Source organism: Streptomyces sp. SCL15-4, from assembly GCF_033366695.1.
Taxonomy (GTDB): Bacteria; Actinomycetota; Actinomycetes; order Streptomycetales; family Streptomycetaceae; genus Streptomyces.
The window spans coordinates 1,452,075-1,478,199 of sequence record NZ_JAOBTQ010000001.1 but is presented as its reverse complement, the minus strand read 5'-3'; the positions used below and the strand labels follow the sequence as shown (position 1 = coordinate 1,478,199).

At 71.3% G+C, this 26,125-nt stretch carries 19 protein-coding genes, 1 tRNA gene and 2 pseudogenes; 8 read left to right on the top strand and 14 right to left on the bottom strand.

What is annotated here, in order from left to right; genetic code table 11:
* Window positions 1–51 precede the first annotated feature (51 nt).
* Window positions 52–1,419 (bottom strand): annotated as a pseudogene (locus SCK26_RS06120) (cellulase family glycosylhydrolase).
* 251 nt (window positions 1,420–1,670) lie between these two features.
* Here SCK26_RS06120 and SCK26_RS06115 point away from each other — a divergent pair.
* Both SCK26_RS06115 and SCK26_RS06110 read left to right on the top strand, forming a co-directional pair.
* Complete coding sequence (locus SCK26_RS06115; RefSeq protein WP_318200231.1) at window positions 1,671–2,573, top strand: sugar phosphate isomerase/epimerase; 903 nt, start codon at window positions 1,671–1,673, stop codon at window positions 2,571–2,573.
* 122 nt (window positions 2,574–2,695) lie between these two features.
* Window positions 2,696–2,887, top strand: a complete 192-nt coding sequence (locus SCK26_RS06110) for a hypothetical protein (protein ID WP_318200230.1) — start codon at window positions 2,696–2,698, stop codon at window positions 2,885–2,887.
* Window positions 2,888–2,932: 45 nt separating this feature from the next.
* Here the strand turns inward: SCK26_RS06110 and SCK26_RS06105 are convergent, their stop codons facing one another.
* From SCK26_RS06105 to SCK26_RS06090, 4 genes are all read right to left on the bottom strand, one after another.
* A complete protein-coding gene (locus SCK26_RS06105; protein WP_318200229.1) occupies window positions 2,933–3,937 on the bottom strand; it encodes a Gfo/Idh/MocA family oxidoreductase in 1,005 nt (334 codons plus the stop codon).
* A 61-nt stretch (window positions 3,938–3,998) separates the two neighbouring features.
* Window positions 3,999–5,162, bottom strand: coding sequence for a Gfo/Idh/MocA family oxidoreductase (locus SCK26_RS06100; RefSeq protein WP_318200228.1), 1,164 nt, complete (start codon window positions 5,160–5,162; stop codon window positions 3,999–4,001).
* Window positions 5,163–5,268: 106 nt separating this feature from the next.
* Complete coding sequence (locus SCK26_RS06095; RefSeq protein WP_318200227.1) at window positions 5,269–5,613, bottom strand: cupin domain-containing protein; 345 nt, start codon at window positions 5,611–5,613, stop codon at window positions 5,269–5,271.
* 114 nt (window positions 5,614–5,727) lie between these two features.
* Window positions 5,728–6,306: a helix-turn-helix domain-containing protein gene (locus SCK26_RS06090; protein ID WP_318200226.1), complete on the bottom strand. Its 579-nt coding sequence runs from the start codon at window positions 6,304–6,306 to the stop codon at window positions 5,728–5,730.
* 216 nt (window positions 6,307–6,522) lie between these two features.
* On the opposite strand from SCK26_RS06090, the gene SCK26_RS06085 reads away from it, so the two are divergent.
* From SCK26_RS06085 to SCK26_RS06075, 3 genes are all read left to right on the top strand, one after another.
* Window positions 6,523–7,953, top strand: a complete 1,431-nt coding sequence (locus tag SCK26_RS06085; protein WP_318200225.1) for an MFS transporter — start codon at window positions 6,523–6,525, stop codon at window positions 7,951–7,953.
* Between the two features lie 45 nt (window positions 7,954–7,998).
* A tRNA-Pro gene (locus SCK26_RS06080) sits at window positions 7,999–8,072 on the top strand.
* An 809-nt stretch (window positions 8,073–8,881) separates the two neighbouring features.
* On the top strand, window positions 8,882–9,733 hold the full coding sequence (locus SCK26_RS06075; protein ID WP_318200224.1) for an IS5 family transposase: 852 nt from the start codon (window positions 8,882–8,884) through the stop codon (window positions 9,731–9,733).
* Window positions 9,734–9,881: 148 nt separating this feature from the next.
* On the opposite strand, the gene SCK26_RS06070 is transcribed toward SCK26_RS06075, so the two are convergent.
* The 8 genes from SCK26_RS06070 to SCK26_RS06035 form a co-directional block, all read right to left on the bottom strand.
* Complete coding sequence (locus SCK26_RS06070; protein WP_318200223.1) at window positions 9,882–11,396, bottom strand: ABC1 kinase family protein; 1,515 nt, start codon at window positions 11,394–11,396, stop codon at window positions 9,882–9,884.
* A 16-nt stretch (window positions 11,397–11,412) separates the two neighbouring features.
* Window positions 11,413–12,819: a wax ester/triacylglycerol synthase domain-containing protein gene (locus SCK26_RS06065; RefSeq protein ID WP_318200222.1), complete on the bottom strand. Its 1,407-nt coding sequence runs from the start codon at window positions 12,817–12,819 to the stop codon at window positions 11,413–11,415.
* 9 nt (window positions 12,820–12,828) lie between these two features.
* A complete protein-coding gene (locus tag SCK26_RS06060; RefSeq protein ID WP_318200221.1) occupies window positions 12,829–13,350 on the bottom strand; it encodes a hypothetical protein in 522 nt (173 codons plus the stop codon).
* 102 nt (window positions 13,351–13,452) lie between these two features.
* The gene (locus SCK26_RS06055; protein ID WP_318200220.1) at window positions 13,453–15,852 is read right to left on the bottom strand and encodes an SDR family oxidoreductase; all 2,400 of its coding nucleotides are present in this window, start codon (window positions 15,850–15,852) and stop codon (window positions 13,453–13,455) included.
* 2 nt (window positions 15,853–15,854) lie between these two features.
* Entirely contained in the window at window positions 15,855–18,212 is a 2,358-nt protein-coding gene (locus SCK26_RS06050; protein WP_318200219.1) for a beta-ketoacyl synthase N-terminal-like domain-containing protein, read from the bottom strand.
* A complete protein-coding gene (locus SCK26_RS06045) occupies window positions 18,209–18,460 on the bottom strand; it encodes an acyl carrier protein (protein WP_318200218.1) in 252 nt (83 codons plus the stop codon). Before SCK26_RS06045 ends, SCK26_RS06050 begins: the two co-directional genes overlap by 4 nt.
* Window positions 18,436–19,440, bottom strand: coding sequence for an acyltransferase domain-containing protein (locus SCK26_RS06040; protein WP_318200217.1), 1,005 nt, complete (start codon window positions 19,438–19,440; stop codon window positions 18,436–18,438). Before SCK26_RS06040 ends, SCK26_RS06045 begins: the two co-directional genes overlap by 25 nt.
* Window positions 19,441–19,442: 2 nt before the next feature.
* Window positions 19,443–20,546: an NAD(P)-dependent alcohol dehydrogenase gene (locus tag SCK26_RS06035; protein ID WP_318200216.1), complete on the bottom strand. Its 1,104-nt coding sequence runs from the start codon at window positions 20,544–20,546 to the stop codon at window positions 19,443–19,445.
* A 121-nt stretch (window positions 20,547–20,667) separates the two neighbouring features.
* Here SCK26_RS06035 and SCK26_RS06030 point away from each other — a divergent pair, with 121 nt between their 5' ends.
* From SCK26_RS06030 to SCK26_RS06020, 3 genes and pseudogenes are all read left to right on the top strand, one after another.
* Window positions 20,668–22,323 (top strand): GMC family oxidoreductase, encoded by a 1,656-nt coding sequence (locus SCK26_RS06030; protein WP_318200215.1) that lies wholly within the window; start codon window positions 20,668–20,670, stop codon window positions 22,321–22,323.
* A 121-nt stretch (window positions 22,324–22,444) separates the two neighbouring features.
* Complete coding sequence (locus SCK26_RS06025) at window positions 22,445–23,323, top strand: alpha/beta fold hydrolase (protein ID WP_318200214.1); 879 nt, start codon at window positions 22,445–22,447, stop codon at window positions 23,321–23,323.
* Window positions 23,324–23,999: 676 nt separating this feature from the next.
* Window positions 24,000–24,572, top strand: a pseudogene (locus SCK26_RS06020) (IS5 family transposase); the annotation flags it as partial.
* A 91-nt stretch (window positions 24,573–24,663) separates the two neighbouring features.
* Here SCK26_RS06020 and SCK26_RS06015 read toward each other — a convergent pair.
* A complete protein-coding gene (locus tag SCK26_RS06015; RefSeq protein WP_318200213.1) occupies window positions 24,664–25,908 on the bottom strand; it encodes a hypothetical protein in 1,245 nt (414 codons plus the stop codon).
* Window positions 25,909–26,125: the final 217 nt, after the last annotated feature.

Genomic DNA, 26,125 nt, shown 5'->3' with positions numbered 1-26,125 from the left:
CGCGCGCCGAGGCCGTACCCGGCCGTACCCGGCCGAGCGGCGCGGTCGTGGTCACCCGCGCGTCACCGTGACGGTCGCCAGGCCGCCGGGGACCGCCCGGACCCACGCCCGCCCGGCCGTCCGCCGCACGACGCGCGCCCCGCCCCCGGCCGTGAGCCGCCACGTGCCCGGCGGCAGGGACAGCACGCTCACCCGGGCGCCGTGCGACGCCGCGCGGTAGACCAGCCGGTACCCGCCCGTCCCGGGGTCGTACCCGGCGGAGCGGACCGTGCCCGCCACGGTCTCCGCGTACGGCTCCACGGTCAGCTCCTTGTTGGCGCGGAAGCCGCCCCGGCCGTCGAGCGCGCAGTACCCGCCGCCGTAGCACCACACATAGCCCGCCCAGCCGGAGGCATAACGCCCCAGCGAGGCCATCGCGTCCCGGTAGAAGCGGTTCATCCGCGGCAGCGAGCTGTCCGGCGGACCCCACTCGCCGACCACCACCGGGACCCGGTACCGCGCCGGATACGCGGTGACCGCCCGCTCGTACCGCTCGATCCAGCCCGCCCCGGGGTCGTAGTCGGCGCCCGCCTCCATCGCGGTGTCGTAGAAGTGCGGCGCGTACACCACCCGGGGATCGCGGACGCGGCCGAGACCGGTCGGCACGCCCTCGCCGACGACCGGGGTCGGCTCGACGAACAGCCAGGCGTCCCGGTCGGCCGTGCGGACGGCGTCGGCCAGGCGGTTGTACATCGGGGTCAGCTGCTCGCGCTCCACGCGGCGCGCGGCCGCCGGCAGGTCCTCCCCGGGCCTCGGCTCGCCCATGGGCTCGTTGATCAGGTCGTAGCCGACCACGGCCGGACGGCCGGCGAAGCGGGCGGCCAGGGTGTGCCACATCCGAACCTAGGCGCGCCGGAGGTCGTCGTCCTCGTAGAGATGGGTGAAGGCGCGCTGCACGGCGGGTTCGAAGTACTCGGCGAACCAGTCGTCCGGATGCGCGGTGAACGGCAGCCCGTCGGTCCTGGTCGCCCACCGAGGTATGCCCCGGTGGCCGAAGGCGGGTCCGAAGACGTCCTGGTGGGCGTCGAGGACGACCCGCACGTCCTGGCGCTCGGCCCAGTCCAGGACGCGCCCGATCTTGCGCAGATACCTCTCGCTGTACTGCCCGGGCTGCGGCTCCAGGTCGTCCCAGAAGACCAGCAGCCGGGCGAAGTCGAAGCCCTGGGCGCGCAGATCGCGCAGATGGCGCTCGGTGATCGCGGTCAGGGCCTGCTCGCCCCGGTGCGCCTTGTCCTCGATGTTCCAGCCGCGCAGGGTGAGCACCCGGCCCCGGGCGTCGGTGAGCGGGGGGATGTCCGGCCCGGCCTCCTCGCCGTGGGCGGTGGCGGGGGCCAGCAGCGCGGCGAGGACCGCGCCCGCCGTCAGTATCGCTCGCAGCACGGGAGACCTCCGGGACGGCAAGTTCCACTGTTCTTCGCGCACTTGAAGCCGAACACTCCTGTGCTACCAGCAACGCTCGGGAAGGACCAGCGTCGCGTACCGCGCACTTGCCGGGGGACGGCGGGCCCGGCTGTGAAATGATGTCCTGACAAAGGATTGACAGCGGGCCCGGCAGGGGCTTGTATCCCGTCCCGACGCGGCAGCGTTCGCGCCCCGCCCGCGACGACCGATCCGGAGAGGAACCCCTGACCATGGCCCAGACCCTCGACCGCATCCGGGTCGGCTCCGCCCCCGATTCCTGGGGCGTCTGGTTCCCCGACGACCCGCACCAGATCCCCTGGCACCGCTTCCTCGACGAGGTGTCCGAGGCGGGCTACGACTGGATCGAACTCGGCCCCTACGGCTACCTCCCCACCGACCCGGCCCGGCTCGCCGACGAACTGGCCCGGCGGAACCTGAAGGTCTCGGCCGGCACGGTCTTCACCGCCCTGCACCGAGGACCGGCCGTCTGGGAGGAGACCTGGGACCACGTCGGCCGGGTCGCCGCGCTCACCCGGGCGATGGGCGCCGGGCACCTGGTGGTGATCCCCTCTTTCTGGCGCGACGACAAGACCGCCGAGATCCTGGAGCCGCCCGAGCTGACCGCCGGGCAGTGGACGGACCTGGCCCGGGGCATGGAACGGCTCGGCCGCCAGGTCCGGGAGACCTACGGCCTCGACATCGTCGTCCACCCGCACGCCGACACCCACATCGACACCGAGGCCCACGTCACCCGCTTCCTGGACGCCACCGACAGCGAACTGGTGAGCCTCTGCCTGGACACCGGGCACTACGCCTACTGCGGCGGCGACAGCGTCAAGCTGATCGAGACCTACGGCGAACGCCTCGGCTACCTGCACCTCAAGCAGGTCGACCCGGACGTCCTCGCCGAGGTCGTCGCCGGCGGGCTGCCGTTCGGTCCCGCCGTGCGGCGCGGGGTGATGTGCGAACCGCCCGCCGGGATCCCGGAGCTGGAACCGGTGCTGCGGGCGGCCCAGGCACTGGGCGTGAACCTGTTCGCGATCGTCGAGCAGGACATGTACCCGTGCGCACCGGACCGGCCGCTGCCGATCGCCGTCCGCACCCGCCGCTTCCTGCGCTCCTGCGGCGCCTGAGCGGGCGCGCGCCGGATCCCGCGCCCTGCCGGCGGATTCGGCCACGGCGCGGCGGGGAACCAACCGGGGCACACGGGCGTTCGACTGACAACGGGGAACGCCCGTGTGGACGGGAGGACGACATGACACACCGCACACACACCCAGGACACGCCGCGGGACGCCGCCGACGCGGCCGCCCGGAACCGGCGCTTCGGCCGCCTGCCCGAGCGCATACGCGCCGAGGACACGGTCGAGACGAAGCCGGCCACCCGGCCCGACCCGGCCCGGGACACCTACCACGCGGACGAGTGGCTGATCCGGTACTGCGGCTGACCCGGTCCCGGGGACGGCACCGGTCCCGGCGCTGTCCCCGTCCGCTCAGGCCGATCGCACCTCCGCCGGTCGCACCGGCCGGTGCTCGCGCAGCGACACGGTGCACGCCTCGGCGATCCAGCCGGCCTCCAGGGCGTCCTCCAGGGTGCACGGGGAGGGCCGGGTGCCCGCCACGACCTCGGTGAACGCGGCGAGTTCGGCTCGGTAGGCGGCGGCGAAGCGGTCCATGAAGAAGGCGTGCGGGGCGCCCGGCGGGAACTGCGCGCCGGGCTCGGCCGAGCGCAGGGGGAGCCGGTCGTCCAGGCCGACGGCGAGCGAGTCGGCGAAGCCGTGCAGCTCCATCCGCACGTCGTAACCGCGCCCGTTGTGCCGGGAGTTGGACACCACCGCGACCGTGCCGTCGTCGAGGGTGAGCAGCGCGCCGGCGGTGTCGGCGTCGCCCGCCGCCCTGATGTGATCGGCGCCGCGGTTGCCGCCCACCGCGTACACCTCGGCGACCTCACGGCCCGTCACCCAGCGGATGCTGTCGAAGTCGTGCACGGCACAGTCCCGGAAGATGCCGCCGGACGCGGCGATGTACGCGGCCGGCGGCGGCGCCGGATCCAGCGTCGTGGACCGCACGGTGTGCAGCGCGCCCAGCTCACCGGCCCGTACGGCGGCCCGGGCGGCGGCGAATCCCGCGTCGAAGCGCCGGTGGTAGCCGATCTGGACCGGCACACCGGTGTCACGCACGGCCGCGAGGACCTCGACGCCCTCGCTCATCGTCCGAGCGACGGGCTTCTCGCAGAAGACCGGGACACCGGCCGCGACACCGGCCCGGATCAGCGCGGGGTGGGCGTCGGTGGCCGCCGCCACCACGATGCCGTCCACTCCGGACGCCAGCAGCGCCTCCGGCGAGGAGGCGACCTCGGCACCGAACCGCTCCGCCGCGCGCTCGGCCGCGCCGGCGAACGGATCGGTGACGACCAGCGACTCGACGGTGTCGAGCCCGTGGAGGGTCTCGGCGTGGAAGGAGCCGATGCGGCCGAGACCGAGGATTCCGATGCGCATGGGGCTCCGTTCTTGTCCGTACAAACTTCTCGCACCATCATCGAAGAGCCGTCGGAACTCCTCAAGGAGCCGTCCGCGGACTCACCCAGCCGCCGGTCCGCGCGGACCGCGCCATCGCGTCGAGCAGGCGCGCGCTGTGCACCGCGTCCGCGAGAGTGGTGCCGTACGGCGTGCCCTCGGCGATGGACCGTACGAACCGGCAGGCCTCGATCACCTTCAGGTCGTCGAAGCCCATCGCGTTGGCCGCGCCCGGTTGGAACGCGGCGAACTCACCCGCGCCCGGGCCGACATGGACCGTGCTCACGGACTGGTCCCGGTAGCCGGTGCCGCGGCTCACGCCCAGCTCGTTCATCCTGCGGAAGTCCCAGAACACCGCGCCCCGGCTGCCGTGCACCTCGAAGCCGTAGGCGTTCTGCTCGCCGACCGAGACCCGGCAGGCCTCCAGGACCCCGCGGGCGCCGGAGGCGAAGCGGAGCAGACAGCCGACGTAGTCCTCGTTCTCCACCGGGCCCGGCTCGCCACCGCGGGCCAGGGCGTGGCCGGCCGTCGCGCCGCCCGGGCGGGCGCGCTCCGGGACGAAGACCGCGGTGTCGGCGGTGACGGAGTCGATGGCGCCGCACAGGAAGCGGGCCAGGTCCACGCCGTGCGAGGCCAGGTCGCCGAGCACCCCGCTGCCCCCGCGCCGCCGCTCGTAGCGCCAGGTCAGAGCGGTGTCCGGGTCCGCCGCGTAGTCGCTGAACAGGCGGACGCGCACATGTGTGACCGTGCCGATCCCACCGGAGGCGATCAGCTCGCGGGCGGCTTCCACGGCGGGCGCGTTGCGGTAGTTGAAGCCGACCGTGCCTTGCACACCGGCCCGCGCGACCGCGTCGGCGACCGCGCGCGCGTCGGCGGTGCCCAGCCCCACCGGCTTCTCGATCCACAGGTGCTTGCCGGCCTCGGCCAGCGCCACGCCGATCTCCCGGTGCAGGAAGTTGGGCGCGGTGACGCTGACGGCCTGGACGCGCGGATCGGCGGCCACCTCGCGCCAGTCGCGGGTCGCGGAGGCGAACCCGAACCGCCCGGCGGCCTCCTCGGCCCGGCCCGGCACCGCCTCGGCGACCGTGACCAGCCGGGGCCGCAACGGGAGATCCGGGTAGTGGTGCGGGAGCCGCGCGTACGCCTGGGTGTGCACGCGGCCCATCCAGCCGAACCCGATGACGGCGACACCCAGCGCATCCACCATGACAGCCTCTCCCAGAAGCGTGGCACCGGCGCCCGGACCGGTCCGTCCCGGCTCCGGGCCACCTTTGTCCGGACATGGCGGAGGTGTCAACCCTCGGGGAGCAACCTCAGAGGGTCAGGACGTACGCCTTGCGCAGGGTCTCGTGCACCGTCCACCGCGTGCGGTCGCCCGCCCGCAGCACCACCATGTCGCCGGGACCGACCCGCAGCGTCGGCCCGTCCTCGACCTCGATCGTGGCCGAGCCGCTGATCACCACGAACAGCTCGTCGGCCTCCGTGTCCGTGACCACGCCCGGGGTGATCTGCCAGATGCCCCGGACCTGCCGTCCGTCCGGCGACTGCCACACCACCTTCCCGGTCACCTCGGGATTCCCGGAGACGATCTGCCCGGGGTCCAGGGGCTCGGGTTCGAGGACGGCGTCGGGGATGTGGAGCGCGAAGCTGTGCGTCATGCGGCCGACCCTAGACGGCGCGTGCGCCGCCGTGCCGTGGACAGGGTGTGGGGCATCGGGGCCGGCCGGGGGACACTTCGTCGCCCGGGGCCGGCGCCTGCGTGCCCTCCGGGGTCAGCGGCCGGCGCGCACCCCGTCCAGCGCGATGGCCAGCACCCGGTCGCGCTGGGCGTCGTCCTCGAAGTTCGTCGCCGTGATCCCGGCGACCAGCCGCAGCAGGTCCCCGAAGTCCATGTCCGTCCGGGCGGCGCCGGAGCGCTGCGCGCGCTCCAGCAGCGGACCGCCGGCCGCGTACATGGACTCGCGGCAGGTCTGGAAGATGTCCGACTCGCCGTTCAGCGCCTCGCGCACCGCGCGCTTGGTGACCATGTAACCGGCGAACCGGTCCAGCCACGCCGACAGCGCCTGCCACGGCTCCCGGTCCGCCACCTCCACGGCCGCCGCGCACAGGGCGGCGACCTCGTCGGCGTAGACCGTCTCGAACAGGTCGCGGCGGGTCGGGAAGTTGCGGTACAGGGTGCCGATGCCGACACCGGCGCGGCGGGAGATGTCCTCCAGGGAGGCGTCGGCCCCGTGCTCGGCGAACGCCTGGCGGGCGGCGCCGAGCAGCGCGTCGTAGTTGCGGGCGGCGTCCTTACGGTGCGGCCGGCGGGCCGCCACGATCTCGCTGACGGGGAACGGCGTGGCCGTCACTGCTGCCTCCCGGGGGAGTGGTCGATTGAAGCGGAGGTGAGCCTCCGCTAGAGTGGAGGGGTACCTCCACTTTACCAGTGCGGGGTGGCTCCGCCGTGGCCGGACGCGGCCCGCGCCGCCGCCCCGCAACCGGCGCACGGCCCGTACGGCCGTGCGCCGCACCGCTTGCCCCACGTACTCGGCACTTCGCTTCCCTGCTTCCGGAGAGGCTTCTTCATGCCCCGCGCCTCCACGCGCCTCACCTTCGCGGTCCTCGCGACCGGTGCCGGCGTCTTCTCCATGCTCCAGTCGCTGATCGCGCCGGCCCTGCCGACCGTCCAGCACGCCCTGCACGCCTCCCCGTCCACCGCGACCTGGGTGATGACCGCGTACCTGCTGTCCGCCTCGGTCTTCACCCCGATCCTCGGCCGGGTCGGCGACCTCGCCGGGCGGAAACGGACCCTCGTCGGCGTCCTGCTCGCCGTCCTCGCGGGCTGTCTGGTCGCCGCGCTGGCCCCGAACATCGGCGTGCTGATCGTCGCCCGGGTCGTCCAGGGCATCGGCGGCGCCCTCTTCCCGCTCGCCTTCGGCATCATCCGGGACGAGTTCGCACCGGCCGAGGTCAGCGGCAGCATCAGCAACCTCTCCGCCGTGATCGCGGCCGGCGGCGGCGTCGGCATGGTCGCCGCCGGACCCATCGTGTCCGCGCTCGACTACCGCTGGCTGTTCTGGATCCCGGTGGTGATCGTCGCCGCGACGGTCCTCATCGCCCTGCGCTACATCCCCGAGTCCCCCGAGCGGGCCGAGGGCAAGGTCGGCTGGGGCGGCGCCGTGCTGCTCTCCGGCTGGCTGGTGGCCCTGCTGCTGCCGCTGAGCCAGGCCGGGCAGTGGGGCTGGGGCTCGGCGAAGGTGGTGGGCCTGTTCGCCGCCGCCGTCGTGCTGTTCGCGGTGTGGCTGGTGACCGAGGCCCGCTCGCGCACCCCGCTGATCGACCTGCGGGTGCTGCGGCTGCCCGCGGTGTGGACGACCAACACCGCCGCCCTGCTGTTCGGCGCCGGCATGTACTCCATCTGGTCCTTCCTGCCGGGTTTCGTCCAGACACCGTCCGCGGCCGGTTACGGCTTCGGCGCCAGCGTCACCGAGTCCGGCCTGCTCATGCTGCCGATGCTGGTCGCGATGTTCCTCTCCGGCGTGCTGTCGGGCCGGCTGGAGCCCCGCGTCGGCGCCAAGGCGCTGCTCACCACGGGCTCCGCGCTCGGCGCGCTGGCCTGCGGCTTCCTCACCCTCTGGCATGACTCCCGGTGGCAGATCGGCGTCGTCGCGGGCCTGTTCGGCCTCGGCATCGGACTGGCCTTCGCCTCGATGGCCAACCTCATCGTGGGCAGCGTGCCGGTGGCCCAGACCGGCGCCGCGACCGGCATGAACGCCAACATCCGCACCATCGGCGGCTCCATCGGCGCCGCGCTCACCAGCGTCCTGGTCACCGGCCGGCTCCAGCCCTCGGGCCTGCCGTACGCCTCCGGATACACCCACGGCTGGGCCCTGCTCGCCCTCCTCTGCCTGGCCGCGGCCGGCGCCGCCCTCCTCGTCCCGGCCCGCCGCCCCGGCCCCCTGGCCGAGGCCCCCGCCGCACCGCGGACGACACGGGCACCCGCCCGCGTACGGTAGGGTTGACCTGCGTGATCACGCGGGGCACCCCGCGTGGGACCGCGGCGGGACGTGGCGCAGCTTGGTAGCGCACTTGACTGGGGGTCAAGGGGTCGCAGGTTCAAATCCTGTCGTCCCGACTCGTGAGAGTCGCAGGTCAGGGCCGGTTTCGGAGACATCCGAGACCGGCCCTGACCGTTTTTGGGGACCAGTCGGGGACCAGCGCTGCCTTGACCGGTGTCAGCGGGTGATGACGATCGGGCCCGGGGCGAGCGGGGGCGCGGACCGCGCTGAGGTGCGCGGAGAGTGCCGCGCCGGCGGCCGTGATCTTGTGGACGTCGGGGTGGAGGTAGCGCTGGGTGGTCATGAGGGAGCCGTGGCCGGCGATGCGCCGCAGGACGTGGACCGGCGGAAGCCGCGGGCTCCGCCATAGCGACGATTACGGCGCCTCTGTCCCGAGCGGAGTGACCGCGTATCACCGCCGGCTTGGAGAAGGGCAGAACCGATCCGCTGCTGCTCGCCGCCCTGGACCGCGGTCAGCTTCTGGCCGCGGTGCGCGCGAACGCGTGCCGCGAGGCCATACGCGTCGCGTTCGCGCTCCTGCTCGGACAGGGGCCGCTTCCGGCGAAGGACGTGCGCCATAGCTCAGTTGGGCCAGAGCGCACCCTGACCCGAAAACACACACCCGCAGTCCCGGGAACACACCCCGTGCGCCTTCCATGTGCCTCCCGCCCGCCATCTGCCCACTTGCGGAGAGGGCCGGACCACGGCCCGAGATCCTGCCTCTCCGGTGGGCCGTCCGTCGGGGCTTCATCGGCCTGGGCCCGTTGTGCTGTCCGGGTGGGTCTCACAGACGTAGACGCGCGGCTCTTAGAGGGCATCTGATCTAGGTAGTTGGTGTTCTGGGATGGTTTTGTGACTGGCGGCGTTGACGGTCGTTGCACGGTGTGTGAGTGCTCGTCGTCCGTACCGCAGTGATGTGTCCGATGCCCGCTGGGCTCTGATCGAGCCGGTCTTCACGGCCTGGCGAGCGAGACGGACCGGACCGGGTACGGCAGCCCGGGTGCACGATCTGCGGGAAATCGTCAACGCCATCCTGTACGTCAACCGCACTGGCATCCCGTGGGAGTACCTGCCGCACGACTTCCCGCCGTACAAAACCGTCTACGACTACTACGCGAAGTGGGAAGCCGACGGCACCACCCGGCAGGTCCATGACCTCTTACGCGACAAGACCCGGCGGGCTCACGGTCGCAGTGCGGAGCCCACCGCGGCCGTGGTCGACGCGCAGAGCGTGAAGACCTCGGCAAACGTTGCCGAGAACAGCCAGGGCATCGACGCCGGCAAGAAGATCAAAGGACGCAAGCGACACCTGATCACCGACACGCTCGGTCTGGTGCTGGCTGTTCTGGTCACCGCCGCGAATGTGCACGACACCACCGGCGGCAAGCTCCTGCTCGACGACCTGGCCGCAGCCCATCCCAGCGTCACCAAGGTCTGGGCCGACGGCGGTTACCAGAACAGCATCTTCAACCACGGCGCCCGGCTGGGCATCAATGTCGAGGTGGTACAGCGGCCACGGACGAAGGGGTTCGAGCCGCTACCGAAGCGATGGGTGATCGAGTGGACCTTCGGCTGGCTGATGCAGCACCGCCGCCTGGCACGAGACTACGAAGCCCTGCCGCAGCGATCCCAGACGATGATCCACTGGGCGATGGCTAACAAAATGTCCCGCGAACTGACCGGAGAATCCGCACCAACGTGGCGAATCGAAACGGACATCCCACTCACATCGGCGTGAACATTGATCAGATGCTCTCTTACCGGTTGATTTCCCGGACGAAGTCCCGTGTCGAAGAGGCACCGCTCGCGGATCGGCAGGCCGCGGAGGTTCGGCAACCGGCGTCGTGACCGGCTCGGTTCCGCAGGGAGGTCGTCGGCCGGAGCGGTCACCGCTGGCGGTTTTGTGCCGCCCGCCAGACGAGGGCCGCGAGGCCGGCCGCCTGGAGGACACGCCGCAGACGCGCGTCGGCACGGTCGTCCCGGGGCGAGAGGCGTTGTTTGGCGGCCTGGGCCACCTGGATGGTCAGGTCCTGGTTGGCGATGTCGCGGATGATGCCGCGGATCTCACCCGGCGTGGACAGACTGCTGATGAGCTGTTCCATCAAGGTGCGGGCCGCCTGCTGGTCCGACGAGGCTTCACGCAGGTACGCGGCGACGATCCCGCGGATCTCCTTACGGAAGACATCGGTCACGGACAGCTCCGGTGCCAGGTAGCGCACAGAGCCCTCGGCGTTGGCGAAGGACTTGCCCAGGATGGAGATCATGGAGCTGGTCTGGATGCCTCTGCGGGTGGAACTGGCGAGGACGGAGGTCAGCGTCGCACCGAAGTTGAGCTCCTCCAAGGAGGCCGAGGTGATCTTGGGCACGAGCGCGGCCATGTCCTGGGTGAAAGACGAGACATCGGCCCAAGGGGTGACCTTGCCCATCTCCACCCATGCCTTGGCGAGTGCGTGACCATCGTTCTGGGAGAGGCTGAGCAGGCCGAGCATCAAGGACATGCTCTGTCGACGGTCGATGTGACCGATCATCCCCCAGTCGATGACGGTGGCGGGGCGGCCGGCGGCGACGAAGATGTTGCCCGGGTGAGGGTCGGCGTGGAAGGTCATGTCGATGAAGTAGCCGTGGAACATGAAGGCGAGCAACTGGCGCCCGACGGCTTGGCGTTCGTCCCGGGAGAAGTCGGCGGGATCCGCGTCCCGGATGCTGGTTCCCGCGGCCAGGCTCTGGATGAGTACCTTGGGGGTGGCGTCGAGCGGTCGGGGAACGGTGACGAGGCTGAAGCGGCGAGCGGCGAGCCGGGCCCGGTCCATGTTGCGGGCCTCCAGGGTGAAGTCGAGTTCGGGGCGCATGGCGTCGAACACGACGCCGAGCATGGCCTCGACATCGATGGTCGCGTTGAACGCTGGTGCCCGTCTGGCGAAGAAGCGTGCCAAGCGGCGCAGAGTTCTCATGTCCTGTTCCACCAGGGGGCGGATCCCGGGCCGCTGGACCTTGACCGCCACCCGGCGGCCGTCGGTCAGCGTCGCGGCGTAGACCTGGGCCAGGGAAGCGGTGCCGATGGGGTCCGCGGTGTCGAAGTGACGGAAGCGGCGGTGCCAGTTGCGGCCGAGACCCTCTTCGAGCACGGGTTCCAGCAGGTGGAAGGGCAGCACGGCAGCGCGGTCGTGGAGATGTTCCAGTTCCTTGGCGATGGGCGCGGCGACCACGTCGGGGCGCGTCGACAGGATCTGCCCCACCTTCATGTAGAGGGGCCCGAGAGCCTCGAACGCCTGCCGTACGGCCACTGCGTGGGCCGCTTCGCCGGATGTGCCTCCCGCCAGGTCCGGAAGGTCCTTGCGGACCGACGCGTGGACGATGTGGTAGGCGATTCGGGCGAGCAGGCGGCTGCGGGCGAGGTTCACCGAGCGGGCCGCCCGGTCATCGCCCGGTCTTTCCGCTGCCGGGTGCGCGGGGCGCGGCCGGGTCGGCCAGTTCTCTGACGGCCTGGCAGATGTGGTGGGCGACGAGGTGCGAATCGGGGATCACGGTGGGGTCGACGTTGACGGCGATGTGACAGGTGTCCTGGTACGACATGAGCGTGACGGTGACGGCCGAGCCGAGGGTGGGGGCGATGGCGTAGATCTCGCCGACGCGGTGGCCGTTGACCGACGCCGCGACCGTCGGGCCCGGCATGTTGCTGACCACGAACTCGTGGGTGGCGCACAAGCGCAGGAACACCGCTTCGAAGAGGGCTCGCGGCACCAGGGGACACAGCCTGGCGATGGCGCCCATCCAGTCGGCGGAGTCGGGGTGGTAGCTGTCGCGCACGGCACGCCGGACGGCGCGGATACGGGCGGGGAGGTCGGGGAGTTCGGCACGGACCGCGAAGCGGACGATGAACCAGTGGTTGCCCTGGCTGCGCGAGTCGTGTGCCGTCGCCCGGGGCGGGCGGCCGTAGGGCGAGAAGACACGCATGCGGCGGCGGCGTACGCCATGGTGCGTGTTGTAGCGGCGGCAGCCCTCCGTGACGGCGGCGACGAGCGCGTCGTGGACGGTACCCCCGGACGCGGTGGCGAGCTGCTTGACGGGCGGCAGGGGCACGGTGGTGGTGAAGAAGTGCCGGCGGAACTGGCCGCCCGCTTCCGGTACGGGGTGCGGGAGGTCGAGCATGTCGAGGGTGGCCCGTCCCAGGAACCGTGCGGCTTTGAGGAGGCGGCGGCCGTGCGGGGAAGGCGGTACGGGCTGTTCCGTCCGCGGTGGGGGGACCTCCGCCGCGGGCATGGGGCTGATCACCTGCCAGGGGCCTTCGGCCGCCGGTGTTCCGCTGGAGTGCGCAGCGGTCTCCGCGACAGACTGTCGCAGGAAGATCTCACGCAGCCGGATGCCGTCGGCGATGCTGTGGGAGATCTTCAGTACGTAGCCGGTTCTGCCGCCTTCGAGGCCGGAGATGAGGTAGCCGTTCCACGGCGACCGGCCCTGGGGGAAGGGGACCTCGGCCAGGACCTCGGCGGCGTCGAAGACGTCCCGCCGGGTGCCCTTGCCTTCCACCGCGACGCGCTGGAGGTGGTGGAGGAGGGAGAAATTCTCGTCCGGAACCCAGCGCGGCCGTTCCCCGGGGCGGCGGCCGGGGGCCACCCGGCCGCGCAGACGAGGCATCGCGGCGCAGAGGCTCTCGTGCCAGGCGGTGAACGCCTCCCAGGACACGTCGTCCTCGAAGAACAGGACGACGACGATGATGGGCCGGGCCCGCCGTCCGGACTCCAGGCGCCAGACCATGTGGTCCTTGGCGCTCATTTCGTCCGCTTCGGACGTGCTCGCGGGATGTCGGGTGAAGTGCGCAGCCACGGGATCTCCTCAGCGGTTCCGTTCGGATTCCTTGCGGGAGCCGGCGCGCCGGGTGTGTTTCCTGCCGGGTCGGTGGTGTCCGTGGCCGTCGTGGTCGTCCTCGCCCGGGCACGGGGCGGGGCGGCAGCACCGCTCGCCGTGTCCCTCGCAGCAGCACTCGTCGCCGCAGCGGTCGCCGGGGGGCCACCACTGGTCCGCGTGGCGGTACGGGCCGTTGCGCTGGTCGTGGCATGGGGGGTGGTGCTGGTCGCATCGACACCTGCGGTGCGGGCGGTGCTCCCGCCGTTCGCAGCACCGGCACTCCCACCGCCCGCACCGGCAGTCGTCGCGGTGGTCGCACCAGGAGTCGTTCCAGTCGAAGTCGTCGGTCTCCCACCGCGCGTCGTCGCGTCGGCAGTGCCGTTCGCCGGGCCACTCCCGGCACGCGGTTCCATGGCGCGTCTCGTAGCCGCCGAGTACCTCACCGACGATCTCCTGCACGCCGTCCAGCATGTCGGCCATGGTGCGGCCGAGTCCTGCGGTCCTGTACACCGGGTTCTCCTTGTCGTCGTCGTTCGTCGTTCGTCGTTCGTCGTCCAGGCAGGGGCATTGGTGCCGGTCGCCGTCCGGGTTCACGGCGCGGCGGCCGGTGGTTCAGGCCAGCTCCAGGCCCTCGACGCGCACCAGCACGGTGGTGCGGTGCTGGGTGGTCGCGGCGGCGTGGGCGTGATGGCGGTCGGGTGAGGCCACGAGGGTGATGTCCGCACCGCTGGTGGCGAGGGTGTGGTCGTTGGAGAGGCCGGCGGGAAGGCGGATGCGGTGGATGGCGCGAGGGGTGGCCAGGCGTCCGGGGGTGACGAAGCCCGCAGTGTGCAGTACCGCGTCCAGCACGAGCCAGCAGGTCGCCATCCGTGCGAAGTGCCGGGTGTCCTGGCCGGTGAGGTCGAGGCGGCACCGGGCCTCGACACCCCGCTCGTCGAGGCGGAGCAGGCGGACGTTGTCGAAGGGCCGCGACAGACGGGCGGTGGCGGCGCGGTGTGGCGGGCGGTCGCCGAGTGGTGCGGGAGGAGGCGGTGGCGGCAACGTGTGACGCGCGCCGAGGATGACGTCGGCGGAGAAGTGCAGGCCCGGCCGGGGCCGTGGGGGAGCCGGTGGCAGGGCGACGCTGCGGATCTCGATGTGCACCAGGTCCTGGCCGTCCGGACGGGGCGTGTGGGCGGCGTGCAACTCGTACCCGGTGTGCCGGGGGGCGACGGCGATGGGCGCGTGGAAGCGGACGCGGGTGACTTCGGTCGCCGTTCCCCCGGGGACAAGGCGACCGGCGGACGCCACGGCGAGTTCGACGGCGAGCGCCCCGGGCAGCAGCGCGGTGCCGTTGCGCTGATGACCCAGCAGGTAGGAGTACGGACGCAGGTCGATCGGCCACACCGCGAAGCCGGCGGGTTCGCCGACGAAGAGCCGGGTCGGCGAGTCGAGGAAGGCGAACGCGGGCCGCTGTGGCACCAGGCCCGGGCAGTGTCCGTCGATAGTGCGTCGCTCGGGCGGCCCGAGGAAGATCGGTACGGCATGCGCGAGCTCGGGTGGCGCGCCGAGTTCCGCCGTGAACAGCCGCCGGCCTTCGGCGTCACCGAGCAGGCTCAGGCGCCCGGTGCGCCGGGTCAGGTCGGTGAAACCGGAGCGCGGCCCCAGCCCCGAGTCGCCCCACATCGTCCAGGCGAGCGAACGTTCGTCGTGTCCCCGCAGCACTTCGTAGCGGGCCGCCGCGTTGAGGGTGTCGTTCGCCGGACCGTAGTCGCATTCGCCCGGCAGACCGAGCACACCGGCGATGGAGCTGAAGGTGCACCACCTTGCCGGACGGGGAGCGCCGAAGGCGGCTTTGAGGTTGTGGTAGCCGTCGATCTTGACGCCGCGCACCTCGCGGAACGCGCTGAGCGACTTGCTCCGCAGCGCCCGTGCCCGGCCGATACCGGCGGCGTGGATCAGCAGATCCACACGGCCGCTGGTGCGGTGGATCCGCTCCGCCGCCTCCCGCACCGCGGGCGGGTCGGTCACGTCACACGTCAGGTAGTGCACCCGGGTGCTGCCGCAGCGGCGGCGCAGCGCTGCCAGGGTGCGCAAAGCCTGCCGGACGTGGTGCAACCGGTCCCACTCGGTGCCCGCCTCGGTGACCGCGAACCCGGGCGAGGCGGCGAGCCGGCGACGCAGGTACTCCACGCGGCCGGTGTCGCCGAGCTCACGTGCCCGGTCGGCGAGCGCGGCCACTGGTGTGCTGCCCAGCAGCCACACCACAGGACGTGCCCGGGCCGTCAGGCCGCACAGCGCGGTGGCGGTGATACCGCGGGCTCCTCCCACGGCCACGATCACGCTGTCGTCCGTCACGGGAGCGTGCTGCGGCGGCACGGCAAGAGGCACGGGAATCACGTGTTCGGCACTGCGCAGTCCGCCGCGGTAGTACCCCACCGGCAGTCCGCCGTCCGCACCGGACTCGAGGGCGAGCTCGTCCCATGCCGTGTCCAGACACGGGCTGTCGGTGACGGCGGCGTATGCGCGCGTGCCGGGCAGTTCCCAGGACGCGCACTTCACGAAGCCGGTGAGCAGGGCCGCGTGCGGGTGTGGCAGTCCGCCCCGCAGTGGGTCGAGGACCGCGACGGCCAGCGAGGAGCCCTCCACGCGGACGGAGGACAGGTGCTTGGCGGCCAGGAAAAGCAGCTCCTGCAGGGCCAGTAGGGGCTGACCGGGTGGCTGCGGCCACGCGGCGCTGCGCAGATCGGTGACCGCGCGGACGTGCCGTAGCGGACGGCGCCCGGAGGTGCCGGGCTGCCGGTCCCACAGCGCGCCGATGACTCCTTCCTCCGCGCGGGGCAGATAGGTGACCCCCGGGCCGGCGGGGGAGGTGCACACCACGAGTGACGGGGACGGCAGAGGCAGGGCGGCCAGATGGGCCGCGAGGCGGGGATCGTCGGTGAGGACCGCGGTGTCGGGTGCGAGGGACGCGACCTCGGGCCGTGTGCGGCCTACGGGCGCGGGGGTGAGAACGGTCAGGTGGCGTTCCATGATCACCTGCTCCCCGGAGTCGCCGCGGCCGTCCGCCGTTCCACGGTGACCGCCGGGGCGAGCCGGCCCGATGCCACCAGGTGCGGGCCCCGAGCCGCGCCGAGGGCGGCCCTCAGGACGGTGATGATTCCGTCGGCCGCCAGATAGGTGGGGCGGGGCAGTGGGGCCGCGTCGGCGGCGGGTGTCGGCGGCAACAGGCTGGTGCGCAGCGTCGCAATCGGCGGCCACCCCCGGCTCTCGGCAACGCTGTGCCGGGCGAGCACCAGCAGGAACAGTCCCTGTGCGACATCGGCGGCGTCGACGCCGAGCTCGCGCGGGACCAGTTCCGGCGGGGCCGTGTTGCAGCCGAGCACCAAGGCGAGATCCAGGTCCCCGGTGCGCAGGTGGTCGGCGGCCACATGCACGGCGGCGAGCCCGGAGTCCGGACCGCTGTCCAGCATCATCGTCGGGCCGTTCAAGTCGTACCGGTTGGCGATCCAGCCGAGGGCGACGCTGGGCATGCGGCCGGCCAGGGTGTACGGGCCGACCGGGGCTGAGCGTTCGGCGTGTCCGGCGAAGAACCGCGCGCTCGCTTCGGCGTCTTCGCCTTTGGTCACATGCCGTGTCAGCAGGGTGCGGAAACACCGCACCGTGGAGTCGGCGGCCAGCCGTGTCGGCCCGTAGTGGGCGCCGAACACGCCGGTCCGGGCGCGTAGTTCCGCCCCGTCGAAGCCGGGCTCGTGCAGAGACGCATGGACCAGTGACAGGGCCATCAGTTGCAGCCGGTCGATCTGGGCGGCGATGCGCGGGGCCACCCGGGTCCGCTGGAACGGCGGCACGGGGTGGGGCTCGGGGAAGCGACGCCGTGCGGACGGTACGCGTCCGGTGACCAGGTTGTCGTGCACCTCCTGCCGATTGGGCGCGCCGGGCAGGAACGCGTCCCAACCGACCAACGCCACCTCCTCATCCGACCGGAGCGCGCCGGAGACCAGACCGTCCACAGGATCGTCGGGGTGTTGGACGAGCAAGTGGCCGTTGATGCCGCCCAGACCGCAGGCGAAGGCACCGGCGATGCGGCGGGCAGTACCGGGCCGCCCGTCTCCGCCAGCGGGACGGGCGTGCGGCAGGGGATGCCCGGCGGAACGGATCCGGACGGCGGACGGCGTGGCGTGCTGTGGCGTGGTGAAGCACGGTTGGGCCGGCACGGCGGCACGGCGGAGCCCGTTGAGGATCTGAATCACCGAAATCACCCCGCAGGCCATCCCGGTATGTCCGACGACGGGTTTGTCGGAGGTGACGTCCACGCCCTCGGGGTGGACGGCGGCCAGGGAACGCGTCTCCGTGGCGTCCCCGGTCACCGTGGCGGTCCCGTGGGCCACCACCCACCCGACCTGTCCCGGATCCAGGCCGTTGACGGCCAGGGCTCGTCGCATCGCAGTGATCTGGCCTTCGGACCGGGGAGCGAAGATCGCCTTGCCGCTGCCGTCGGAGGCGCCGCCGAAACCGGCCAGCACCCCGAGGATCTCGTCACCGTCACGCCGGGCACGCTCCAGGAGCTTGAGGACCACCACCGCGGCGCCGTCCGAGAAGGCGGTCCCGTCGGCGTGCGCGTCGAACGCCCCGACCCGCCCGCTCGGCGACAGCGCGCCCATCTTGGCGAAGTAGACCTGCCGGAGCGGCCCGTGGGAACTGGTGCCGCCGCAGAGCGCGACATCGGTCTCGCCGGCCAGCAGATGGCGGACCCCCAGGTCGATGGCGTACAGGCCGGCGGGACAGATGTTGTCGACGACGAGCACCGGGGTGTCGTGCGGGACGATGCCGTGCATCGCGCGGCGGGCCAGCGCGTGCGGCTGATAGTGGTGGTGGGGGTGCGCCGCGCCGGGGCCGGCTGTTGCCAGCCGCGCCCGGACGCGGGCACGGTTCGTATCGTGGTCGCCCGGCAGGTCGCGGGCGATTCCGTCGGCCGTCAGGTCGGCTGCGAGAGCGGCGTCCCCTTCGTGGCTGGCTTCGGTGGTCGCGGCAAGGAAGAGGGCCAGCCGGCTGCCGTGCGGGACATGCGTCGCGTCCAGGGCCTGGAGGAGGCTGTGCCGCAACCAGGCGGCTTGCAGGTCGCCCTGGCCGGGGGCGGTCCACGACGCCTCCAGCCGAGGATGCGGAGTGAAGGCGGTCAGCTCCCCGAAGACCCGCCCGTAGGTACGGTCCTCGGCCGCGGGGTCCTGCGCCCAGAAGTCGTCCGGTGCGAACCGGGCGCACGGCTCGCGGAAAACAGGCCGGGCGCGCTGGACCAGCTCCCACAGTTCCTCCGGACCGGCGGCCCCGGGCACCGCCAGTCCGGCACCGACGACAGCCACCAGCGGCCGGCCGGGCGGTGACGCGCTCATGATGACGATCGAAGAAGGTAGTCGGCGACCGATGCCGGGGTCAGAGGTGCGGGCGCGTCGCTCTCGGGCGGCAGAGTCAGCCGCCAGCGTTCCCTCGCCTGCGCCAGCACCAGCTGGTGCTGGAGCGAGTCCACTCCGAGCTCCGCCTCCAGGTCGATATGGTCGGTGACCACTTCCGGCGGGTAATCCAGCACCCGCGCGTACATCGTCTTCAGCTCGTCGATCAGTTCGTCGCGTTCGAGGGACATGCCGGTCCTCCTGTGACTGTGCCGGCCCGGATCTCCGCACGCGTGTCGCGCAGGCGCTCGTGGGTGACCCTGGTCCGGAAAGGGGCGAAGACCCGTGCGCCGGGGATGCCGGCCTCGACCAGGTCCGACAACGTGCGTTTCAGTCCGCACTCGACGAAGACGCGGACGCCGTCGTCGTACAGATCCCGCGCCGCACGGGCGAAGTCGACGGGGAGCACCATCTGCGACGCCAGCGTCCCGGCCAGGTCGTCGCAGGGCAGATAAGCGCGGCCCAGGACCGGTCCGTAGACCCGGCCCTTCGGGTGTCGCGTCGGTACCGGACGGGAGGCTTCCGCACAGTGCCGGGATACCGCCGTGAGCAGTGGATGGTGGTGCGGGCAGGGGTCGGTGCGCAGCCGCACCGCCTGCACGCCGTCGGCCTGCGCCGCCTCCTTGAGGCGGTCGATGCACTCGGCGGGCCCCGACAGCACCACTTGCTCGGGCGCGTTGACGGCGGCGATGACGACGTCCGGCTCCCGGGCGGCCAGTCGGCGTGCCCGGTCACGGCTCAGCGGCACAGCCAGCATCCGCCCGGCCGGAACGGCGTGCGAGCGGACCGCCATGATCCGTTCACACAGCAGCCGCGCCGCGGCCCGCACCGTCAGCCCCTCCGCCGCGACCAGCGCCGCGTACTCGCCGAGACTGTGCCCGCAGACCACTTGCTCCCGGATCCCCAGCAGGCGCCGCAGGATCCGGTGGCAGACGACCTGACCGGCGAAGATCTCCAAGGCCCGGGTGTCGGGACAGTCCCCCACGCCGGTGCCCGTCGCAGCCCCGGGGGCGGCCAGGAGGGCTTCGCGTACCGACGGCAGGCCGTACCGCGCCGTCACCTCGTCGACCTCGGTGATGACCGGTTCGGCTTCCGCTTCCGCTACACCGCACCCCGAAAAAGCGGCCGGGTAGAAGGCGCCGAAGCCGGGAAAAATCAAGGCGATTCCCATCGTCACTCCTGGAAAAGCAGAACCGGCTTGACGCATTTCCCTGCGGTTACATCCTGTGCCGCTTCATTGATCGCCTCGAAGGGATACGTCGTGATCATGCGATCGAAGGGAAGCAGGCCCTTCTGGTGCAGCCCGGCGATTAGCGGGATGTCGACTTGGGGGACGGAGTCACCTTCCACGATGCCCTGTAGTCTCCGGCCGAACATCAGCCCGGACATCTCCAGGGCCACCTCGATTCCGGGGCGTGCGGCGCCGATGACACCGCACGTGCCACGCGTATGGAGAACGTCGACGGCTGCCCGTAACAGGCCGGGGTCGCCCGTGGCCTCGATGCTGTAATCGAATCCCATGCCACCGGAGATCGATCTCAACGATTCCGTCACGTTCGCGCTGCCTGCATCGGCCACGTGTGTCGCGCCGAGTTCCTCGGCGAGCCGTAAACGGTGCTTGTTCCGGCCGACCACGGCGATCGTAGAGCAGCCGGCGACGACCGCCGCCATCACCGCGCTGCACCCTACGGATCCCGACCCGAATACGGCGATCCGGCTTCCCGCCTCGCAACGCAACGCCTTCAGCACCGCGCACGTCCCTGTCTGGACGCCGCACCCCAATGGCCCCATCAGTGCCAGCGGCAGGTCGGCGGGGATTTTGACGACGCTCCGTCGCGGAGCGAGCGCATGGGTGGCGAAGGACGACTGCCCGAAGAAGAAGCCGTTCACCCGGCTCGGTCCCCGCCTCAACGACACCGATCCGTCGGGCCGGTCGCATCCGAAGTTGTGCGTCAGGAATTCCGCACAGTAAGCAGGCGCCCCCGTGCGGCAACGGGTGCATGAGCCGCACGAGTCGAAGCTGAGGACGACATGGTCACCCGGGGACACCTCGGTCACTTCGTTTCCGACCGCCTCCACCACGCCGGCGCCCTCATGGCCGAGAACCACGGGAAAGGGAACCGGGTACCAGGCGTCCCGGACGATCAGGTCACTGTGGCACACCCCCGTCCCGGCCATACGCACCAGAACTTCGCCCGGTCCCGGAGGTTCAAGGGCGAGCTCCTGAATGATAAACGCATTATTCGGTGCGTCGATTACCGCAGCTCGGATCAGCATGGAACTCACCTCGTACAGGGAAGCGAATAAGTCCGGGTATGCACCTCCGGAAGGTGGCCTAGGCGGCTCGGGGCCGGGCGCCACGTGAATACATTTCTACAGTGATAGCGGAGTCATTGACATGTCAAGAGGCGTGGAACAGAATTCAGTTGACCGCCCTTCCCGCCGAGGGTTGGTGCCATCAGCACACCAAGGGGCGCCACTTCGCCGGCGTCCGCACGGTGAACCGCAGCCATCTCCCGCCGCCCCCCATTTCCCGTGCTGCCGCGTCTACCGCCCGCTGGAGAAACGAATGAACCGTCATTCGTGTGATGTTGTGATTGTCGGTGGTGGAACCGCCGGTGCCGTTCTCGCCGCGCGTCTCAGCGAGGACGGGCGGCGTCACGTGGTCCTCCTCGAAGCCGGCCCCGTCTTTCCACCCGGCTCCTCTCCTTTTACCGTGGCATCCAGTGCCTTCATCGGCCGAGCCGCGGGGTACGACTGGGGATACACCGCGCGTCCCCGGCACTCCCCACTGCCCCGGGGCAGGATGATCGGCGGTTCCTCCGCCATGAACGGCACCGTGGCCATGCGCGCCCTGCCCGCGGATTTCGCTCGCTGGACGCGCAGGGGAGTCCACGGGTGGACCTGGTCGGACGTCCTGCCCGACTACATGCGCCTCGAACACGCCGACGCGCCGTGCATGACGCACAGAGGCCGCAGCGGCCCCCTGCCCGTACACCAGCTGCGTCGAAGTGAACTCAGCACACTCCAGGCGGGCTTCTTGTCCGCCACGCGCCGACTCGGCTACCGGCCGGCCGACTTCAACGGCATCACACCCCACGGAGCCGCTCCCTACCCCGTCAACGCCGTGCACGGCACGCGTGTCAACACAGCGATGGCGTATTTGACCGCTTCCGTACGGGCGCGCCCCCATCTGCGCATCGAACGCCACACCCTCGTCGACCGCGTCCTCGTCCGCGGTCATCGAGTGACGGGTGTCGCGCTGGCCGACGGCCGCACGCTGTACGCCCCGGACGTGATCCTCAGCGCCGGCACCTACGGCAGCGCCGCACTGCTGCTGCGTTCCGGCATCGGCCCGCGGCAACACCTGCGGCAACTGGGCATCCCGGTCGTCCGCGAGCTACCCGTCGGCACCGCCTACCGTGACCATCCACTCCTCCAACTGCCGTGCCTCGCCTGGCCGTGGCGGGCCGGCCGGCCGCGGTCGGTCGCGGCCGCGGCCGTGTGGACCGCGAGCACGTCGGCCCCGCCCGGGGAGCTGGATCTCCATGTCGGCATCATGCAGCCGATCACGCCCGTGCCCGTTCCCGTGTTCACCCTGATCGCGGGGGTGACCCGCCCGCGTTCCCACGGCACCATCACCCTCACCTCGCGCGACCCGCACGCGGCCCCGCGCATCCACCCGCGGTGGCTGACCGACGAACGGGACCGGAAACGCATGGCGCAAGCCATGTCTCTGGCGAACCACCTGACGCACACGGACCCACTCGCCAGGATGATCGCCTGCCGTCTCTTCCCCGACCCCGGCACGATGCCGTCCGCTCGCCTGCATCGAATCCTCAAGGCATCGGTGCGGACGTTCCACCACCCCACCTCGAGTGCTCCGATGGGGCCTGCGGACGATCCACGGGCGGTCGTCGACGCCCTCGGCCGCGTCCACGGCCTCCACGGCCTGCGCGTCGTCGACGCGTCCATCTTCCCCGACGCTCCGTCGGCGCCCGTCAACCTGACTGTGATCATGACAGCCGAACACATCGCCGGAACCCTGCGCTGAGCGAGGCCACAACGCCGACCGTCCGGAACCCTCCGGCACCGGAAGCCGGCAGGCAGGACAGCACCCCGGCCACCGGCCGGGCGGCACCCCGGCGGAAGGACCGTCACCAAGGGGACCCACAGTGAAACACGGCACCCGCAGACCAAGGATCAGGGCACACTGGGTGACTGTCCAGGGCGCGCGTACCCGTTTCCTCCAAGCCGGACACGGCCGCCCCGTCCTCCTCCTGCACGGTGAAGGAGGCGTGGCGGAGAACTGGTGCGACGTGATGACGGGGCTCGCCCTCCGCTACCGCGCCATGGCCGTCGACCTGCCAGGCAACGGCGAGAGCGACCCCATCGTCTGCCCGGCGCCGGATAACGACGCCGCGTTCCTGTGGCGGTTCCTCAGGACGATCGGTATCCGGGAGGCGGCTCTCATGGGCCACTCGTTCGGTGGTGCCGTGGCCGTCCGCATGGCCCTGCGGCGCCCGGCACACGTTCCCCGTCTGGTCCTGGTCAGCCCCACCGGCATGGGGCGTGCCATCCACCCCGCTCAGGTTCTCCAGGCCGTGACCCCGCTCGGTGAGCTCTCGCTGCTCACCCCCGGCCTCCCTCTCGGCCCGGAACTCCTCGTCGCCTGGCTGTCCCTGATCGGAGCCGCCCGGCCACGGTGCCTGCCGCCGACATGGTGGCACTCCCAGGTCCGAGCCACCTCCTCACCGGAAGCCCTCGCCACAGCGCTGCGGGCCCAGCGTTCCATCACCGGCCCCTTCGGTCAGCGGCAGCTGCTCCTCAGCGACTTGTGCGACCTGACCATGCCCACGCTCGTGCTGTGGGGGATCCATGACCGGGTGCTGCCGTACCGACAGGGACTGCGGGCGTTCCGGCACCTGCCCGATGCCCGTCTGATGCTGTTCCCGCATGTCGGCCACCTGTTACCCGTGGAGGCGCCGGACAGACTACTCGACGCCGTCGTGCCCTTCCTGAACGCGGCGCCGCGAGACCGCCGGAGAGCCTGACACCATGTCCTGCGCGGTCGTGACTGCCTGCCTGCCCTGGTGTCCTCGCATCCGCCGATCCGCCCTCCCTCCCGATCCGATGATCCAAACGAAAGGCCGTAGGCCGTAATCGGCGTCATCGCCATCCCGCCCGGCAAGCAATACAAGTCCGCGGAAGGCACGCTCCGGAGACCGGGTTCACCGGGGTGAGGCTGGGACATACCACTTGTCCGACGCGGATGAGGCGGCGGCCAGAGAAGCCCTGGCCCGCCTGGTCCAGCGTGCCACGGCGTCCGGGATCGAGGTGGCGGCCAGCAGCCGGCAGTTCATCGGTGACGCCGCCCGCCACATCGCCCGCCTTCTGCCCGGCCAGTGGGACACACGAACTGAGAGGCCGTTGCTCTATCGACCTTGGTGAGCGTGAGTTCGAGATCGTCGACTCGGTCGGGTGATCTCATGGCCGATGGGGCATGAGGGCGGGGCCTCTCGCACAGCTCGAGGGTGTCGAATCCAAACGAGCAACAGGAGGTCCCTGGTGCCGCAGTCTTCCGTGCCGACGCCGATGGCGTCCAACTCGGCTTCTGTGTCGTGTGATTGTCTCGCTCACCGGTTCGGGAAAGCTGCGGACCGGCGGCACAGGCGACCGAAGTGTCCGTCGGACATGAGTGACGCGGAGTGAGCCGTCGTACGCGATGCGATGCCGGTTCCCGGCTGGTTGGAGGGCCGCGGCGGGCAGCCGGAGAGCTGTTGCCACCGGCAGATGGTCGACGCGGTCTGCTACCTGGTCGCAGGCGGCATCATCTGGCGGGCGATGCCGACGGACTTCCCCGCCTGGGACCGCGTCTACGCCTTCTTCCGGCGCTGGCGGGACAAGGGCCTGACCGCCGAGTTCCACGACCGGCTGCGTGACCGGGTCCGCGAGGCCGCAGGCCGGGACCCGGAGCCGACGGCCGGCATCATCGACGCGCAGTCGGTGAAGGCAGCCACATCGGTGCCGGCCGTGACCAGGGGCTTCGACGGCGGAAAGAAGGTCAACGGCCGTAAGCGGCACATCGTGGTGGACACCCTTGGACTTCTGCTGGCCGTGATGGTGACCGCGGCCTCGGTCACCGACCGGGACGCGGGGCAGACGCTCCTGGTCCGGCTGCGTGGGCGGCACTGGCGCGTCACGCGGGTGTGGGCCGACGGAGGTTATTCCGGCCACCTGGTCGACTTCGCCTGCGGTGTCCTGCACGTCGCGCTGACGGTGGTCAGACGCAGCGACGACACCAGCGGCTTCACGGTGCTGCCCAAGAGGTGGCTGGTGGAGCGCACGTTCGCGTGGCTGAGCATTCACGCCGGCTGGCCCGCGGGGAAGGCGGTCATGAGAAGGTGGGCCCCGTGTGGTCCCACTGATCGAGCAACACCTCTGCGGGTAGCGCGCTGCCTTCGGGAGCCAGGCGCTGGACCGGCATGTCGGCGGAGGCGCATGCGAGCAGTTGCTCGGCCACGAGGTGGGGAACGAGCAGCGCTGTGGTGCCGGCCTTCAGGTTGAAGGCCACCTGGTAGGTGGCGATGACCGCTGCTTCCCACAAGGTGAGGGGGTCGCGTTCCGGCTCGCTGTGGTGGGTCTGGGGAAGGGCGGGCGCCTTTACCGCCACCAGTTGCCATGGCGTACTGACGGGGCGGCCGGCTTCTTCGCGTGCCTGGCGGATCCAGTCTGCGGTGAACCGGCGGAAGGTGGCGTGGGCCTCGGGCTTTCCCTTACGGCGACGTCCGAAGGCGTCGCTGACGACGGTGTAGACCGAGAAGTCGTGATCTTCCAGGCGGTGCCAGGACCAGATGGCTCGCCGACTCCACTCGTACCACGCTCGCCGAAAGGTCTTCTCCGCCTCCGATCCCAACCCGGCGAAGCCGGGGTCTGCGGAGAACTTCGGCTCGGGCAGGATACGCACGGCAGCCGCCTCCAGCAGGCGGATCGGCTGCACGAGGGCGGCGAAGGCCCGACGCTCCTCGTCGAGGACCGTGGCGAGGCGACTCTGCAGGCCATCGGCCCACGGCGTGAGGAAGGGGTACTCGGACACGGCCTCGTTGCTCCGTGCCAGGTAGGAGTGCAGCCGTCGCCAGTGCTCGTGGCGTCGGGAGCGGAAACTGCGGGCGCGGTCGTACCGCTCCCATTCCTCGTCGCGCCCGGCCTCGTCGTCTTCCTCCTCCTCGTCGCCGGATTCGGTGGCGCGGGGCGGGTACTCGCCGGCGGCGAGGGCGATGGCGGCGTCACGCTCGGCCTCGAGGTCTTCCTCGTCCTTGGACTCCCGGTCGAGCCAGATGGCGAGTGAATCCACCTCGCTCACAGCGGCGCCGAGCGGGAGGATGGGGCTGTCCGTGGGCAGAGGCCACCGACAGCTCGTGCAGAGCCGCGCCACGGCTTCGCCGAAGGGGACGTTGATCTGGTTCACGGAGGCGGCCGACCGCAGTGTGCGGCACTCGAGGCTTCCGTGGAACTTGCTCTTGCCTGTCGCCGAGACGTGGCAGGTGATGAGGAAGTCCCGGGTCGGCCCCAGGGGAACCTCAGGTGTGAAGAGGGAACCGAGCAGGACGTGGCGAAGCTCATCGCGAGTCGAGGGCATGTCGGCAGGCTATGCGCGAGCACTGACAGTCCGCCGGTCAATCTGTCCTCTCCACCCTGCAGTGATCAGAGATGCCCAGAGCCCGCCTCGCCGCCAGCGCGGTGATCCTGGGGACCAGCTGGGGACCACACGCTCCGCGCGGTCGCGCACGAAGCATGTCTCCACGCACGTCTTGCACCCGGATTAAGACGCCATTTCAGTTGGCGTGATCTTGCGG

Coding starts and splice junctions, on each gene's coding strand:
- SCK26_RS06045 (WP_318200218.1), bottom strand. CDS start 18,460: ATGTCCCTCGAACGCGACGAACTGATCGACGAGCTGAAGACGATGTAC.
- SCK26_RS06105 (WP_318200229.1), bottom strand. CDS start 3,937: ATGCGCATCGGAATCCTCGGTCTCGGCCGCATCGGCTCCTTCCACGCC.
- SCK26_RS06055 (WP_318200220.1), bottom strand. CDS start 15,852: ATGGAACGCCACCTGACCGTTCTCACCCCCGCGCCCGTAGGCCGCACA.
- SCK26_RS06015 (WP_318200213.1), bottom strand. CDS start 25,908: ATGCCCTCGACTCGCGATGAGCTTCGCCACGTCCTGCTCGGTTCCCTC.
- SCK26_RS06110 (WP_318200230.1), top strand. CDS start 2,696: ATGACACACCGCACACACACCCAGGACACGCCGCGGGACGCCGCCGAC.
- SCK26_RS06030 (WP_318200215.1), top strand. CDS start 20,668: ATGTCAAGAGGCGTGGAACAGAATTCAGTTGACCGCCCTTCCCGCCGA.
- SCK26_RS06035 (WP_318200216.1), bottom strand. CDS start 20,546: ATGCTGATCCGAGCTGCGGTAATCGACGCACCGAATAATGCGTTTATC.
- SCK26_RS06050 (WP_318200219.1), bottom strand. CDS start 18,212: ATGAGCGCGTCACCGCCCGGCCGGCCGCTGGTGGCTGTCGTCGGTGCC.
- SCK26_RS06115 (WP_318200231.1), top strand. CDS start 1,671: ATGGCCCAGACCCTCGACCGCATCCGGGTCGGCTCCGCCCCCGATTCC.
- SCK26_RS06040 (WP_318200217.1), bottom strand. CDS start 19,440: ATGGGAATCGCCTTGATTTTTCCCGGCTTCGGCGCCTTCTACCCGGCC.
- SCK26_RS06085 (WP_318200225.1), top strand. CDS start 6,523: ATGCCCCGCGCCTCCACGCGCCTCACCTTCGCGGTCCTCGCGACCGGT.
- SCK26_RS06095 (WP_318200227.1), bottom strand. CDS start 5,613: ATGACGCACAGCTTCGCGCTCCACATCCCCGACGCCGTCCTCGAACCC.
- SCK26_RS06100 (WP_318200228.1), bottom strand. CDS start 5,162: ATGGTGGATGCGCTGGGTGTCGCCGTCATCGGGTTCGGCTGGATGGGC.